Annotated in this window: 9 protein-coding genes and 1 tRNA gene; 1 reads left to right on the top strand and 9 read right to left on the bottom strand. The window is 65.1% G+C overall.

What is annotated here, in order from left to right:
• Positions 1 to 208: 208 nt before the first annotated feature.
• From P8H27_RS08790 to gabD, 8 genes are all read right to left on the bottom strand, one after another.
• Positions 209 to 1,285, bottom strand: a complete 1,077-nt coding sequence (locus P8H27_RS08790) for an FAD-dependent oxidoreductase (protein ID WP_289636843.1) — start codon at positions 1,283 to 1,285, stop codon at positions 209 to 211.
• 82 nt (positions 1,286 to 1,367) lie between these two features.
• A complete protein-coding gene (locus P8H27_RS08785; RefSeq protein ID WP_289636842.1) occupies positions 1,368 to 2,093 on the bottom strand; it encodes a DUF3047 domain-containing protein in 726 nt (241 codons plus the stop codon).
• A complete protein-coding gene (locus tag P8H27_RS08780) occupies positions 2,093 to 4,234 on the bottom strand; it encodes an FAD-dependent oxidoreductase (RefSeq protein WP_289636841.1) in 2,142 nt (713 codons plus the stop codon). Before P8H27_RS08780 ends, P8H27_RS08785 begins: the two co-directional genes overlap by 1 nt.
• Positions 4,231 to 5,196 (bottom strand): hypothetical protein, encoded by a 966-nt coding sequence (locus tag P8H27_RS08775; protein WP_289636839.1) that lies wholly within the window; start codon positions 5,194 to 5,196, stop codon positions 4,231 to 4,233. The genes P8H27_RS08780 and P8H27_RS08775 overlap by 4 nt, the downstream gene beginning before the upstream one ends.
• Complete coding sequence (locus P8H27_RS08770) at positions 5,196 to 6,575, bottom strand: sodium:solute symporter (RefSeq protein WP_289636837.1); 1,380 nt, start codon at positions 6,573 to 6,575, stop codon at positions 5,196 to 5,198. The genes P8H27_RS08775 and P8H27_RS08770 overlap by 1 nt, the downstream gene beginning before the upstream one ends.
• 10 nt (positions 6,576 to 6,585) lie before the next feature.
• Entirely contained in the window at positions 6,586 to 7,554 is a 969-nt protein-coding gene (gene arsS, locus P8H27_RS08765; protein ID WP_289637047.1) for an arsenosugar biosynthesis radical SAM (seleno)protein ArsS, read from the bottom strand.
• 491 nt (positions 7,555 to 8,045) lie between these two features.
• Complete coding sequence (gene gabT / locus P8H27_RS08760; protein ID WP_289636835.1) at positions 8,046 to 9,326, bottom strand: 4-aminobutyrate--2-oxoglutarate transaminase; 1,281 nt, start codon at positions 9,324 to 9,326, stop codon at positions 8,046 to 8,048.
• 173 nt (positions 9,327 to 9,499) lie between these two features.
• Positions 9,500 to 10,942 (bottom strand): NADP-dependent succinate-semialdehyde dehydrogenase, encoded by a 1,443-nt coding sequence (gabD, locus tag P8H27_RS08755; RefSeq protein ID WP_289636834.1) that lies wholly within the window; start codon positions 10,940 to 10,942, stop codon positions 9,500 to 9,502.
• Between the two features lie 371 nt (positions 10,943 to 11,313).
• Between gabD and P8H27_RS08750 the strand changes: the two genes are divergently transcribed.
• Positions 11,314 to 11,390: transfer RNA gene (locus P8H27_RS08750), tRNA-Arg, on the top strand.
• Between the two features lie 74 nt (positions 11,391 to 11,464).
• Here P8H27_RS08750 and P8H27_RS08745 read toward each other — a convergent pair.
• Positions 11,465 to 15,412: a DEAD/DEAH box helicase gene (locus P8H27_RS08745; RefSeq protein WP_289636832.1), complete on the bottom strand. Its 3,948-nt coding sequence runs from the start codon at positions 15,410 to 15,412 to the stop codon at positions 11,465 to 11,467.
• Between the last annotated feature and the right edge of the window lie 282 nt (positions 15,413 to 15,694).

Genomic DNA, 15,694 nt, shown 5'->3' with positions numbered 1-15,694 from the left:
ATCCTTATTCACCCCACTCGCGCACCTGCTGCTCCAGCACCTGGGCCGTGCGCGCAATGCCGGCGAATCGCTCGCCTACTCAGTGAATCGGCAGCTGCGGGGTAATCTGTAGGCAGCGATCCGCTCGTCTCGACAACCGCCCTGCGCAACGGCAGTTGATTCGATCACGCAATGCCGCGCTAGACCATGGCACTTTGGTAGCACAGGACTAGCCGGAAAGACGATGGCGCTGGATAAAGCCGCGATCGAGGTAATCCTTCCAGCAGCCGAAGAGCTGCCCGCCGGCGCTGCAGTTATGCCAACTGAGCAAGGCGCCGCCATCGCCGGTGGCGAGCAGCGCCAGGCTCTGGCGTTGGGCGCGATAAGCGCGCAGCGGCGAGCCCCGTAGCGCGGCCGCCAGGTTGGCCGCCAACACGGGCGCCTGGCGCACCGAGTAGACCCCGTTCTTGCGCGCACCGGGCAGGCTGGCGCAATCGCCGACGGCGAAAATATGCGGATGGGAATGGCTTTGCAGGGTCGCCGCGATCTGCACGAAGCCGTTTTTATCGCAGCGCAAGCCACTCTGCGCCAGCCAAGGCAAGGCCCGCGCACCACTGGCCAAGATCAGGCGCGAGCCCCGCCAGACCGGTTTGTCAGCACTGAACAGGCAGTCGCCGTCGATGCGGCTGATCGGGCAATGTTCGCGCACCTGTACGCGCTGCTGGCGCAGATGGCCGAGGGCGCGCAAACGCAAACCGGCCGGGTGCCCCGCCAACAACGACCCACGGCAGAACAGCGCCAGCTCCGCCACCTGGCCGGCCAAGGCCAGGGCCAACTCGACCCCGGCCGCGCCACCGCCAAGAATCGCCACCGGCTGCGGGTCGGCCTGCCAGGCTTGCCAGCCGGCAAGAAAGTCGGCGAAGGGCTTTACCGCCAACACCTGCATGCCAAGATCCTGTTGCGGCGGACGGGCGACGGCACCGCCGACATTCAGCGACAGCCAATCGGCATTCAGGCCCCGGCCATCGGCCAGGTGCAGCTGTTGCTGCACGGCAGACAGTGTTTCGGCCTGGCCGAGAATCAGCTCGACCTTGGCCGCCCGGCACAGTGGCGCCAGCTCGATCTGGCAATCCGCCGCGCGGTAGCGGCCGCTCAACAAGCCCGGCAACATCCCCGAATACCACGCCTCATGCCCGGCACTGAGCAGGCCAATGCGCCCAGGCGGTCGCTCGAGCAGCGTCCAACTGCGCAATACGCCGAGGTGCGCGTGGCCGGCACCGATCAATAGCAAGTCATAATGGTTCATCGAGCCGAAGTTCCCATTCGTTCACAAGCGCAACGGTGCCCATATGGTAAAGATCAGGGGGCCATCTGTCGCGCTCAGACGCTCAGGGCCGAGCTTGCAACTGCGGCGCGGCGAAATAGCTCTCGACGCGCTCGCCGGTGTTGTCGCTGTCGGCGGCGAAGACCACCCCGAGAATCCGCCGCGGCGCGCTGCCGAAGGCGGCGATGGCGTCGGCGCGCAGATCGCGGCGCTCCTCCAGCCACTGCCCCAGCGGCGCCTGCGGCCCGCGCAGCACGCGCATCTCCACCGTTTCGCTGTAGGCGCTGCGGGCATGGCTGTCGGGTGCGGCGCGGTTATCCCAGACGTAGCTGAGGGTCGCCGCCGGCAGGTCGGGGTCGAAGAAGGTGCGCGCCAGGCGCAGCTTCTGCCGGGTCAGGAACGCCAGGCTGGCCAGCGGGTAATCCAGTAGCACATAGACCCTGGCGGCGTAGTCGTCGCCCTCGCGGGTGGCGAAACGCGCCTGCTCCAGGCGCTGCTCGGTGCGCCATTGCCAGCTCAGTTGCCAGGGCCGGTCGCCAGGCAGGTCGAGCGGATGCAGCAAGCCGCCGGCCGCGGCCGCGGCCTCAATACGCAAGACCGCGCGCCCCTCCTGCGCGACCAGGCTGCGCTCGGGGTTTTTCAGCTTGGGGATATTCGCCTCGCGCCAGGGCGCCGACCACTCGCCTTGCGGCGGGCCGGCCGTCCAAGGCGTCAGTTGGTTATCGGTTTGGGCCAGTACGGTCTGAGCCAGCGGTGCCGCCAGCAACAGTGCGATCACTAGCCGGCGCATCAGCCGCGCCGCCAGCGGTGAAAACGCTCGACCCAACGCAATAGCCCCTGCGGCGCATGGCCGCGCTTCCATTCGCCGGCCGCGTACTTGTTGGCCTCGGCCAGGGTCGGGTAGCTATGGATAGTGCCGAGGATCTGGTTCAAGCCGAGGTTGTGCTTCATCGCCAGCACGTATTCGGCGAGCAGTTCGCCGGCATGCTCGCCGGCGATGCACACGCCGAGAATCTTGTCCTTGCCCGGCACGGTGAGCACCTTCACGTAGCCCTGGGCGGCCTCGTCGGCTATCGCCCGGTCGAGGTCGTCGATGCCGTAGCGGGTCACTTCATAGGCAATGTTCCGCGCCCTGGCTTCGCCTTCGCTGAGGCCGACCCGCGCCACTTCCGGGTCGGTGAAGGTGCAGTAGGGAATCACCCGGTAGTCCGCCTTGAAGCGCCTGAAGCCGCTGAACAGCGCATTGACCGCGGCATACCAGGCCTGGTGCGCGGCGACATGGGTGAATTGATAGGGGCCGGTGACATCGCCCACCGCATAGATGTTGGGCAGGCGGGTGGCCAGATACTCGTCGGTTTCCAGGGTGCCGTTGGGGCGTAGGGTCAGACCCAACTCCTCGACCCCGTAGCCACTGACATTGGCCACCCGGCCGAGGGCCAGCAGCAGGCAGTCGAAGGCGATGGTCACCTCTTCGCCGGTGTCGAGGCGACGGGCGACCATGCGCTGCTCGCCATCGACCAGCTCGAAGCGCTCGGCGCGGTGCTGCAGGCGCACGTCGACGCCGTCGGCCTGCAGGCTGGCGAGTAACAGTGCGCTGGCATCGGCATCCTCGCGCGGCAGCAGGCGCTCGGCCAGTTCCACCTGGATCACCTGGCTGCCGAGGCGCTGAAAGGCCTGGGCCAGCTCGCAACCGATCGGCCCGCCGCCCAGCACCAGCAGCCAGCGCGGTTGTTGGCGCAGGCTCCAGATGTCGTCGGAGGTGTAGCCGCGCACCTGTTCCAGGCCGGGAATCTTCGGCACCAGCGGGCGCGCGCCGGCGGCGATAATGATGCTGCGGCTGCTCAGGATCCGGCCGTTCACCGCCACCGTCCAGGGCGAGAGGATTTTCGCCTCGCCCTGGATCACTTCGACGCCCAGACCGCTGTAGCGCTCGACCGAGTCGTGCGGCGCGATCTCGCCGATCACCCGCTGAATACGCGCCATCACCGCAGGAAAATCCACCGCGCCGCGCACGCCGGCGAAGCCCAGCGCCTCGCCCTTTTTCAATTCATGGGCCAGCCTGGCCGAGCGCAGCAGCGCCTTGGACGGCACGCAGCCGGTGTTCAGGCAGTCGCCGCCCATCTGCTGCTTTTCGATCAGGCCGACCTTGGCCTTCACCGCCGCGGCGATATAGGCGCTGACCAGGCCGCCGGCACCGGCGCCGATCACCAGCAGGTTGCGCTCGAAGGTCTTGGGCTTATGCCAGCCGGCATACCGCCGGCGCGCCTGCACCAGGTCGAGCAGTTTGCGTGCGAGCAAGGGGAACAGGCCGAGCAGGACGAAGGCGCCGAGCAGCCCCGGCGAGAGAATCCCGCCCAGCGACTGCAGCCGACCCAGCTCGCGACCGGCGTTCACGTAGACCAGGGTGCCCGGCAGCATGCCCAGCTGGCTGACCCACCAGTAGGTGCGCAGCGGCAGGCGGGTCAGGCCCATGGCCAGGTTGATCAGGAAGAACGGGAACACCGGCACCAGGCGCAGGGCGAACAGGTAGAAGGCGCCTTCGCGTTCGACCCCGGCATCGATGCCGGCCAGGCGTTGGGCGAAGCGCGCCTGTACCCAGTCGCGTAGCAGGAAGCGGCTGCTGAGCATGGCCAGACTCGCGCCCAGAGTGGAGGCGAAGGACACCAACAGCAAGCCTTCGAACAAACCGAACAGCGCCCCACCGAGCAGGGTCATCAAGGCCGCGCCGGGCAGCGACAAGGCGGTGACCGCGACATAGGCGAGGAAGAACAGCCCGCCCGCCTGCCAGGGATCGCTCGCGACCTGGGCATTCAGCGCCGCCTGCTGCGCCTTGAGCGCTTCCAGGTTGAGGTACTGGCCGAGGTCGAAGACCCAGAAGCTGCCGAGTAAAGCCAGGATCAGGCCCAGCAAGGCCAGTTTGCGACTGTTCATCGATCCAGCGCCTCCAGTGCGCAGAGGCCTTGGCACAGGCTGAAGCCGGCCAGCAGAGCCCGCTGCGGTTGCTCCGCGCCGGCGCCGAGAATGCGTGGGCGATAGGACTGCGCCGCCGGGCTGGCGGTTGGCCACTGGCGGTCGAAATCGGCGAGAAAGGCATCGTGAGCGTAGTGCAACGGCAGTGCCTCGATAAACAGAGCCTCGCGCTGGCAGCGATACAACGCCGCCGGATGGGCCGTGGTGGCGATGCGGCTGAGCAGCCCATAGCGGCCGCCGGCAAAATTCGGCAAGCCGGCCGCGCCGTTATTGATCAACGCTCCCTGACGCAAGTTCAACGCCACGGCCGTGCAGGTGTGACTGGTGGCCAGCACCCTGAGCCGGTTGGCAGCCAACCAGTCGTCCAATTGCCGTTGACGCCCGGGCTCGGCCAGCGCTTCGCGGGCGCAGTTCCAGCCGGCCAGGGAATGCTCGTCGCCGTGACTGATCGCCACCCGCTGGCCGCCGACGCTGACCAGCGCAGTGCTGGGCCGCGCGGCCAGGCGCGCGGCCATGCCCGGCAAGCCCTGCACGGTTTGCTTCAATTCGAGCTGAATCGCATTGGAGCGCTCGACCACGCCGTCATCCACCGTCATGGGGTAGGCGCAGCCGCAACCGGCGCCGCTGTCGTGGGCACGGCCGAGTTCGCTTTCGACATTGCCGCGCAAGGCCAGGTGTCCGCCCAAGCCCTGCTCGATGGCCTGGAAAATAACCGGGTCGCGGTCGAACCAGTGGGCATCGCCATTGAACACCACCCGCGCACCCGGCTCTGCGCCCAGGCGTTGTTCCAGCGCGGCCAGGGCCTGACGATTGCCGTAGAGGCCACCGACCACATACAGACTCTGGCAGTCGAACAGCGGCTCGCCGGCGAAGGCATCGCGGGGCAGGCGGTAATCCAGCGGGCAATCGCGGCCGGCGCGCATCAGACTCGACCCCACAGCCAGCCGGGGAGCAGATAACCGAGCACGCAGAGGCCCAGGCCATAGAGGTTAGTGCCGAGTAGCAGGGCGTACTTGCCTTCGCCGATGGCCCAGCTCTGCGGAATCCAACCCAGGGTCAGGGCCACACCCAGGCCCAGCCCGCCCCAGAAGCTCAGGTGAAAACCCAACCGGGTCGGTACGGTCAGACCGTGCAGGATAAACACCGGGGCCAGGCCGATGACCATGGTGCCGCTGATGGTGGTGGCCTTGAGGATGTCGGTGCCGGCGAGCATCGGCAGGTTGCCGAGCAGGGCAAAGACCACCATCACCGCCATGCCCACAGCAATCGCCTGCTGGCCCAGGTCGCGGCCGGCCAATTGCGGCAATTCGCGCCCGGCCAGCTTGGCCAGGCTGGAAAAGGTCGAGTCCAGGGTCGAACCGGCAGCCGACACCATCACCACCGTCATCACCAGCAAGGCACCGATGCCCAGGGTCTTGGCCAGCGCCGCCGGTACGTTGTCGGAGGCGGCCAGGCCGCTGAGCTGGGCATGCACGCCGATCAGGCTGAAGGCCAGAATGGCGAAAAAACCCAGCACCCCGGCGATCACGAAGGAGCGACGCATGGTCTTTTCGTCGCTGATAAAGCCGCGGTCGGTCAGCACCGGATCGTGGAAACCGTAGCTGAAGGCTTGCAGACCGGCCACCAGGAGCAGGTCGACGCCGGCATTCAGCGCCCAGTGGCTGGTGCTGGCCAGCTCGGCGGGCGAATGTTGCGGCAGCACCAGGCCGAGCACCCAGACCAGGGCGACGACGAAGATCGCCGCCTGCGCCGCGTCGGTGAGGATCGAGCTGCGCAGGCCGCCGCGCAGGCTGTAGGCCAGGGTCACGGCGGTGAACAGCAACGCGGCGCCGATGAATTCGAGGCTGCCGGAGTCGCCGTAATAGCCGCCGACCACTGCGGTGTTGCTCCACACCTCGTTGAACAGGCGGATCAGAATGGCGGCGGAGAAGGCCAGGGCGGCGCCACGACCGTAATGGCGGCTGAGGAAACTCACCAGCCCGGTGGCGGCGAAACGGCGGCGCAGGCGGTAGATGACGAAGCCGGTGAGCGGGATCGACAGCCAGTACATGGCGTAGGCCAGACCGCCGACCAAGCCGTAGCTGGCGCCCAGGTTGGCGGCGTTGGTCACCGACTTGGCGAAGATCCAGCTGATGAAGATGCTCGAGGTCAGCAGCCAGGGCGCGGCACCGCGGCCCCGGTTGTCCTCGCCATTGAAGAAGCCGCCGAGGGTCACCGTGCGCGGCGCCAGCGCCAGCATCAAGACGCCGTAGGCCAGCAGAAAACCCCAGAAAAACAGCCCGGTGATGCTGGTGGGTTGCATGGTTCGATCCTTATGAATTTAACGCGCCAGCACAGCTCGAGCCCTGCCCGGCCGTGCAGGCGAAACAGTGATCGCGGGTGACTATGGGGTTGCCAGCCAGGTTGGCGCCCAGCAGATCGCGCAAATGGGGGCGCTGACGAGCGATCAACTGGCCCTGCAACTCAAGTGGCAAGTCGAGCATCTGGTTGAAGTCGCAGTCGTACAGATAGCCCTGCCAGTCGACGCTGACCAGTGACCGGCACATCAACGGCTCGATATTTTCCGGACGATAACTGTCGCGCAGCAGCTGCATGTAGGCATTGAACTGACCCTTGCTGACCAGGGTGCTGCCGAAACGCGCGATCGGCTGGTTGGTGATGCACAGCAGGTGATTGAAACGGATGCCGAAATCTTCCAGCAGGTGGCGTTTGTAGTCGGCCTCCAGCGCGGCTTGCGGCGGCGGCAGGCTGGGCCCTTGCGGGTTGTACACCAGGTTCAGCAGCAAGCCGCTGCCGGCCTGGCCATAGCCGAGCGCATTGAGCTGTTGCAGGCCCTTGATACTGGCATCGAACACGCCGTCGCCGCGCTGCTGGTCGACGTTATCGCGCGAGTAGCAGGGTAAGGAGGCGCTGACCTCGACGCCCTGTGCGGCAAGAAAATCGGCCAGATCTGCATAGCCGGGCTCGCCGAGAATGGTCAGGTTGCAGCGGTCGATAACGCGTAAGCCTTCGCGGCGGGCGTGCGTCACGATCTCGCGAAAACGCGGGTGCATCTCCGGGGCGCCGCCGGTTAGATCCAGGGTCTGCACCGGATGGGCGTCTATCACCTGATGCAGCAAGGCCAGGCTCTCGTCGGTCATCGCCTCGCTACGGCTCGGCCCGGCATTCACGTGGCAATGCAGGCAACGCTGGTTGCAGCGATAGGTCAGGTTGATCTGCAAGGCTTCCAGCGAACCGCGGCGAATCGCCGGGAAAGCCAGTTGGTCGAGCAGGGGAAGCATGGCGTGCACGGTTTACTCCTTGGCGAAGAACGTCGCGGCCACGCTACGGCCGATCCGCTGGCCGCGCCGATGCCCATGCGACGTGTGTCTGGCATATAGAACTAGAGAGCGGTTATGCCTGTTTGTTACAGACGCGGCCAATGATCTGGCGCCAACTGGTTATACCAAGCTTATACAGCTAGCGCAGAATCGGCTGACGACAATATCGCCGCACCGGCCCAGGGGACTACGCAGACGCCGCTTGAACCTGTTTTTCGTCGCCGCCGATGGATGCTTACGGCCTGCTGCGGTGGCCTGTGGCCCGCTTCGTAGCCCGGATGCAATCCGGGGAGCAATGCCCGGCGCCAAACCGCTCCCGGATTGCGCTGGCGCTTATCCAGGCTACGAAGCTGGCATGACGCTCACGACGCGGCGTAACCCCACAATGCTGAGCACGGCACCCCGGATACAAGAAAACCCGCCGAAGCGGGTTTTCCATGCTGCGTTTGCGCTTACGCCAGTTCGTCGAAGCACTCTTGGATGATCGCCAGACCGCGATCCAGCAACTCGTCTTCGGCGGTCAGCGGCACCAGCACCCGCAGCACGTTGCCGTAGGTGCCGCAGGACAGCAGGATCAAGCCCTTGTCGCGGGCCTTGGCGACGATCTGGCCGACCAGCGCGGCATTCGGCTTGTGCAGGTCGCCGTCCTCGAACAACTCGACGGCGATCATCGCCCCGAGGGCGCGCACCTCGCCAATCGCCTTGTGCTTGGCCTGGATGGCTTTCAGGCCCGTGACCAGACGCTCGCCCACCGCCTTACAGCGCTCCAGCAGCTTCTCTTCCTCGAACACCTCGATCACCGCCAGGGCCGCGGCGCAGGCCAGCGGGCTGCCGGCGTAGGTGCCGCCCAGGCCGCCGGGGGCGATGGCGTCCATGTACTCGGCCTTGCCGCACACGCCTGCCACGGGAAACCCGCCGGCGATGGATTTGGCGAAGGTGGTCAGGTCGGCGGCCACGCCCATCTGCTCCATGGCGAAGAAGGTGCCGGTACGCCCGGCGCCGGTCTGCACCTCGTCGGCGATCAACAGGATGCCGTGCTGGTCACAGAGGGCGCGCAGGCGCTGCATAAAGGCTTTCGGCGCCACATAGAAGCCGCCCTCGCCCTGCACCGGCTCGATGATGATGGCGGCGATGTCGCGCGGCTCGGCGTCGTTCTTGAACACCCGCTCGATGCTGGCGATGGCGTCGTCGACGCTGACCCCGTGCAATGCGCAGGGGTACTGGGCGCGGAACACGCCGCCGGGCATCAGGCCCATGCCGGCCGAATAGGGATTGACCTTGCCGGTCAGCGAGAGGGTCATCATGGTGCGACCGTGGTAGCCGCCGGTGAAGGCGATCACCCCGGCGCGGCCGGTGGCGGCGCGGGCGATTTTCACCGCGTTCTCCACCGCTTCCGAGCCGGTGGTGACCAGCAGGGTCTTCTTGGCGAAGTCGCCCGGCACCCGGGCGTTGATCTTCTCGCACAGCTCGACGTAGGGCTCGTAGGCCAGCACCTGGAAGCAGGTGTGGGTCAGCTTGCTCAGCTGCTCCTGCACCGCCGCCACCACTTTGGGGTGCAGGTGGCCGGTGTTGAGCACCGCGATGCCGCCGGCGAAGTCGATGAACTCGCGGCCCTCGACGTCGGTGACGGTGGCGTTCTGCGCGCGGTCGGCGAAGATCGGGTGGATCTGGCCGACGCCACGGGGGACGGCGGCAGTGCGGCGTTGCATCAGGGATTCGTTGGTCTTGCTCATGGTGTCCTCATTCGCCGCTCATCGGTCGGCGTGGCTCAAGGATGAAATGACCGGGTTAGCGCGGCAGCAGCATACGATGATCGACTGCTACGGCCCTCCCGGCCACGGGGGCATAATTCTTTTGCCTTACCGATACCGCCAACGCGGCATCGCCAAAGCGCAGTAGCGACCGACTAGATACCCAGGCAGAGGTATTTGATTTCCAGGTAGTCCTCGATGCCGTACTTGGAACCTTCGCGGCCGGTGCCGGAGGCCTTGATTCCGCCGAACGGCGCCACCTCGGTGGAGATGATTCCGGTATTGACGCCGACGATGCCGTACTCCAACGCCTCGGCCACACGGAACACCCGACCCAGGTCGCGGGCATAGAAGTAGGAGGCCAGGCCGAACTCGGTGTCGTTGGACATGGCGATCACTTCGGCCTCGTCCTTGAAGCGGAACAAGGGCGCCAGCGGACCGAAGGTCTCTTCCTTGGCCACCGCGGCGTGGTTCGGCACATTGAGCAGAATGGTCGGTTCGAAGAAGTTGCCGCCCAGGCTGTTGCCGCCGGCGACCAGTTTGGCGCCCTTGCCGACCGCATCGGCGATGTGTTCCTGAACCTTGGCCACGGCCTTGGCGTCGATCAGCGGGCCGGTGGTGATGCCATCGTCCAGGCCGTTGCCGATCTTCAACTTGGCCACCGCGGCCATCAGCTTCTCGGCGAAGGCGTCGTACACGCCGTCCTGCACATACAGGCGGTTGGCGCAGACGCAGGTCTGCCCGGCGTTGCGGTATTTGGACGCCAGGGCGCCTTCCACCGCGGCATCCAGATCGGCATCGTCGAACACGATAAAGGGTGCGTTGCCGCCCAGCTCGAGCGATACCTTCTTGATGTCCTTGGCACACTCGGCCATCAACTGGCGACCGATCTCGGTCGAGCCGGTGAACGACAGCTTGCGCACGATCGGGTTGCCGGTCAGCTCCGCACCGATATCGCCGGCGCTGCCGGTGACCACGCTGAGCACCCCCTTGGGAATGCCGGCACGGTGCGCCAGCTCGACCAGGGCCAGGGCCGAGAACGGGGTCTGCGAAGCCGGCTTGATCACCATGGTGCAACCGGCAGCCAGGGCCGGGCCAGCCTTGCGGGTGATCATCGCCGCCGGAAAGTTCCACGGCGTAATCGCGGCAGTCACGCCGATCGGCTGCTTGAGCACCAGAATGCGCTTGTCAGCCTGATGGCCGGGAATGGTGTCGCCGTACACGCGCTTGGCTTCTTCGGCAAACCACTCGATAAAGGAGGCGGCATAGGCAATCTCACCCTTGGCCTCGGCCAGTGGCTTGCCCTGCTCCATGGTCATCAACCGGCCGAGGTCGTCCTGGTTCTCCATCATCAGCTCGAACCAACGACGCAGCTTGGTCGCGCGCTCCTTGGCGGTCAGCGCACGCCAGGCCGGCAGGGCACGGTCGGCCGCCTCGATGGCGCGCCGGGTCTCGGCGGCCCCCATCTTCGGCACGCTGCCGATGATCTCATTGGTGGCCGGGTTGTTGACCTTGATAGTCTGGCCACTGTCGGCGTCCAGCCAATTGCCGTCGATATAAGCCTGTTGGCGGAACAGCTGGGTGTCTTTCAATTGCATGGCAGTCTCCTAAACTCCCGACACCCAGGCGTCGGACGATTGTGGTTGGCACACGGGCAGGCGCCCATATAAAAATCTTCTGGCAGGCGCGCTGCCGCGCGCGATCAATTCTTGGCCATCAGCCTAGAGTACGAACGATCCCGGTTGCGCAGGGTTTCGAACGGGGCTAGCGAGAACGTTTGAAATCTCAAACGAATCCTAGGGTCACGAGGGGTAAAGGGCAATAGTCTGTTCGAAAAAATTAACGAACTAGCCGCTCAAGGGTGACCCCGGTGATCAGCCCCGACAAAACCGCCGTATGCGTGCGCAATCACACACAAACCGCCAGCATGGACGCCCGCTCACGACATGCGTATGATTGCGCCCGCGCTGCACCAGTAGCTCAGCTGGATAGAGTACTGCCCTCCGAAGGCAGGGGTCGTGGGTTCGAATCCCGCCTGGTGCGCCAAATATTCGACAAAGCCCCAGGTGGAAATCTGGGGCTTTGTCGTTTCAGGCACCGACCTCGCAGCCACCCGCGCCTCAGCTTATCTGCTGCACTTGGTCGCCCTTGAGCAGGCTCAGCAGCGCATCGGCATCGAGTTTGCCGCTGACCTCACCACCGCCCAGCAAACTGTCGGCAAGGTCGCGCTTCTGTCCGTGCAGGGCAACGATCTGCTCCTCGATGGTGTGTTCGGTGACCAGCCGGTAGATCGTCACCGGGCGTTGCTGCCCCATGCGATGGGCACGGTCGCTGGCTTGATCCTCCACCGCCGGGTTCCACCAGGGGTCGAGATGGATCACGTAGTCGGCGGCGGTCAGGTTGAGCCCGGTGCCACCGGCTTTCAGGCTGATCAGGAAGATCTCGCCGCTGCCCGCCTGGAAGGCCGCCATACGCGCCTGGCGCTCCTTCGGCGGCGTGGCGCCGTCCAGATACTGATAGCTGATGCCTTGCTCGTCGAGCCAACCACGAATGATGCTCAGATGGTCGACGAACTGGCTGAACACCAGCGCTTTATGGCGATTATCCAGCAGCTCTTCGACAATTTCGGCAAAGGCCGCCAGCTTGCTGCCACTCAGGCCGCAACCCGGCACGACCAGGCTCGGGTGACAGCAGAAGCGCCGTAGACGGGTGATTTCCGCCAACACCTGCAGCGACTTGCCCGGCGCCGTGGTGCTCAGCGTATCCAGGGCCTGTTGGCGCAGCGCCTCGTAGAGGTGCTTCTCCTCGCTGGATAACGGCACCTTGTAGGTGATCTCGGTACGCGATGGCAGCTCGTCAAGCACCTGGCTTTTCAGCCGCCGCAGGATGAACGGCTGGATCAAAGCTTTCAACGCCTTGCGCGCACCCGGTTCGCCACGTTCGATCGGCGTGGAAAAGCGCTGGGCAAAACGCTCCTGGCTGCCGAGCAGGCCCGGGTTAATAAAGCGAAAGAGGTTCCACAGCTCGCCCAGATGGTTTTCCACCGGGGTGCCACTGGCGATCAGCTTGAAGTCCGCTTGCAAGGTCATCGCCGCTTGCGAGCGCTTGCTCTGCGAATTCTTGATCGCCTGGGCTTCATCCAGCACCACACTGGTCCAGTGCTGGCTGGCGAACGCCTGGTTGTCCTGCTGTAACAGGCCATAGCTGACAATCACCAGATCCAGCGGCCCCAACCCTTCGAGGTGGCGGTTCTGCTGATAGATGTGCAACCTGAGCGTTGGCGCAAAGCGCGCGGTTTCCGCCTGCCAGTTGAGCGCCACCGAGGTCGGCGCCACCACCAGTTGCGGCCCGGCCGGCGCCCGGTGCAGCAACAGGGCCAGGGTTTGCACGGTTTTGCCCAGGCCCATGTCATCGGCCAGGCAGGCACCGACCCCCCATTGGGCCAGGCGCGCCAGCCAGTCGAAGCCTTCGCGCTGGTAGTCGCGCAGCTCGGCCTGCAGGGTGCTCGGCAGCTGCGGTTGGAAGTGCTTGAGCGATTCGAGCTTGTCCAGGTGCGCTTGCCAGCCGGCATCGGCCTGGAACTCGCCGGCCTCTTGCGCCAAGCCGGCCAACAGCGGCGTGGTCAGCAGATTCAGGCGCAGACCGTCATCGCCGACCCGATCGGCCAGGTGGGTCAGTTCGTCCAAACGCTTGCGCAGGCTCTCGCTCAGCGCCAGCCAGTCCTGCTCGCCGAGCTTGAGGAAGCGCCCAGGGCTGGACTGGAGCAACTCCAGCAGCTGACGCAGGTGCAGCACGCGGCCATCGTCCAGCTGCACTTCGCCACTGAGCACGAACCAGTCGCCCTGCTGCTTGAGCCCGAGCTTGAGCTGGCCCATGCCCGGCCGAGCCTTGATCCGCATGCGCTCGCCTTCCGGCCAGACGCATTGCAGCCAGTCGCCCTCCAGTGCCTGCAACTCACTCAAGACCTGCAGGGCATCCTGCGGCTCGGCCAGCTGCCACTCCTGACCATCGCTGTCGGCCTGTGCCAGCGCCGGGCAGGCCTGCAGCACTCGTTGCAACGAAGCAGTTTCTGCGCGCAGGTCGCGACTGGCCTGTAGCGCTTTACCGTCCAGCTCACCGAGCACGTTTTCCAATCCCTGGCCAGGCCTGAACCAACTGCTGCTGGCCAGGGGTCGCACCAACAGCTGCAGGCGCAGGCCAGCCTCCAGCGGCAACAAATGGGCATACAGCGTGCCATCTGCGGAAACGCTGTCGAGATGACCAGCCAGCTCGGGCAGATCCGAGTGAATCGGCAACAGCGGCGCTATTGCACCTATTGCCTCGATCAACTGCGCCTTGGCGGCCTGCGGCACACTCAGGCCGTCGCCGACGATATCGCCGATCTGGCGCAACTCACGGCTGATCGGATAAACCAGCAGGCGCGTCGGCGTCTCCTTGCGCAACAACACACCTGGGCTGCCCTGCACGCCACTCGGCTCGAGCCTGAGGTGGATCTGCGCCCCCTGAGACTTGAGCTGCAAGCTGACCTGGCCGGGTAGCAGGTCGATCCGTACATCTGGCGCATCGGCCCAGAACAAGGCCGGATGCCCAAGCAGCCGAGGCAAAGCCTGCTCCGCAGGCAATTCGTAGCGCGCCCCGCCATAGTAGTAATCGCTACCGAGCTGGATCTGGCGGATGGCCTGGATATCCTGCTCCAGCAGGAAATCCAGGCTGTCGCCGTCCTCGAACAAACGCTTGAGTGCCACGGCGCGCCCCTTGCTCCACTGCCCCTTGGCGCCGAGCTTCTGCTCGCGCGGTTCGACGCTCAGTTGATATGGGCTGAACGTGACAAACCAGGCCAGTCGCGCCGACTTCTGGGCCTGCGTCGTGTTCGACTCGGTCTTGCCCGGCTTGAGCAGAGATAGCGCGGTCAGGGCATGCTGCCAGGCTTCCTGACGCTGATAAAGGCCGACCAGCGGCACCAGGCCGGCCACCTGATGCCAGTCCGGCTGTCGCCGCGGCTGGCCAAACTGCTGCGCCAGCAGAGCATCCAGCTCCTCGCTTAGCCAGTGATAACCAGCCGCCGCAAGCTTGTCGCGAAAGCCGCCGAGCTGCTCGCACCAAGCCGGCTCACGCACCACCGCAGCATCTGCCCAGTACAAGCCCAGCGCTAGCAGCAAGCCATCAAAACCATTGAGCGACAACGCCCCACTAAACTCTGGATCAGGCCGCCTGACACTGCCCTGCTGCTGCTCGACCAGCATCTGCAGCGCCGGATAAGCACGGCCGTAATACTCTTTCAGCCCCAGGCTGACCGCCTGCTTGAGCGCCGGGTACAGCTGCTTGTCCGCACTGGCGAGCAACAGTAGGCAATAAAAACCATTGAGTATCGGCGGCAGGTCGACCTTGCGCTTCTTACTTTGCCGCTTGATCGCCTGCATCCACTCCTGCATTGCCAGCAAGGCTTGCGGATACTGACCACGCAACACCTGCAGAATGAACTGCTGCATGAACGCCAGACCACCCTGCCCCAGCACCTCATACTGCACCCAGTCTCCACGCCACAGAGCCTGCAACATCAGCTGCAACGACAAATCCGGACTGAGCGAAGAGCCCACGAGCAAGGCCAGCCCCTGCCGATAAGCCTCTTCTGCCGGTTGCAGCTGCCAGTTCACCTGGCTCAGATAATCCTCCAGCAACAGGCTTTTGACCTCATGCTTGAGCGTGGCAAACACCTGCTTTCCCGGCTCGTCAGCCAGCAGTTGCTGGCAAGGCGACTCGTCCGTCAGAGTATGACGCAGCGAACTCGACTGCAGCAGAGCCAAACCCTGCTGCACGTCGTCCGCTTGCCCGCCCAGAATGTCTAACCACAGACTCAACCGCTGGTTCGCCTGGCTAGGTATATCCCAGGCACTGCGCGGCGGCGCCATGCTGCTGCGTAACGCGAGCAACCAGCTGTCTTTGCTGACGTCGCTATTGAGCTGCTGCAACACCAGATTGCGCCGCTCTGGCGGCAAGCAATAGGGCTGCCCGCCGCCGCCAAGGGAAACCCAGTCGAGCTTGTGCAGCATCGCCAATATCTCGCCCAATGCTGCTCCATCCAGGGCTCTGGTCGGGGAGTTTCGCACCCCCATGTCGCGCAGCTGCTCGAGCAAAGCGGTTTTATGTTTGCCAGGGAAAGATAGTGCCAACACATAAAGCACTGCTTTGTAGGCGTCCGGCAAAGCAGCAAGCCCGGAACGGATCGCAGGGGTGGACATTGGTAATTCCAGCCTCAGAAGGGAAATTTAGATGCGAGATATTAAGCCGGTGTTTCTCACGCGCAAAGACAAACCCCCCACCCGTTTTCACGGATGGGGGGTTTGGAATAC

This window comes from Pseudomonas sp. sp1636 (genome assembly GCF_030376615.1).
Classification (GTDB): domain Bacteria; phylum Pseudomonadota; class Gammaproteobacteria; order Pseudomonadales; family Pseudomonadaceae; genus Aquipseudomonas.
This window is presented reverse-complemented; position numbering and strand designations above follow the sequence as displayed.

Coding starts and splice junctions, on each gene's coding strand:
- arsS (WP_289637047.1), bottom strand. CDS start 7,554: ATGCTTCCCCTGCTCGACCAACTGGCTTTCCCGGCGATTCGCCGCGGT.
- P8H27_RS08785 (WP_289636842.1), bottom strand. CDS start 2,093: ATGCGCCGGCTAGTGATCGCACTGTTGCTGGCGGCACCGCTGGCTCAG.
- gabD (WP_289636834.1), bottom strand. CDS start 10,942: ATGCAATTGAAAGACACCCAGCTGTTCCGCCAACAGGCTTATATCGAC.
- P8H27_RS08790 (WP_289636843.1), bottom strand. CDS start 1,285: ATGAACCATTATGACTTGCTATTGATCGGTGCCGGCCACGCGCACCTC.
- P8H27_RS08770 (WP_289636837.1), bottom strand. CDS start 6,575: ATGCAACCCACCAGCATCACCGGGCTGTTTTTCTGGGGTTTTCTGCTG.
- P8H27_RS08775 (WP_289636839.1), bottom strand. CDS start 5,196: ATGCGCGCCGGCCGCGATTGCCCGCTGGATTACCGCCTGCCCCGCGAT.
- gabT (WP_289636835.1), bottom strand. CDS start 9,326: ATGAGCAAGACCAACGAATCCCTGATGCAACGCCGCACTGCCGCCGTC.
- P8H27_RS08780 (WP_289636841.1), bottom strand. CDS start 4,234: ATGAACAGTCGCAAACTGGCCTTGCTGGGCCTGATCCTGGCTTTACTC.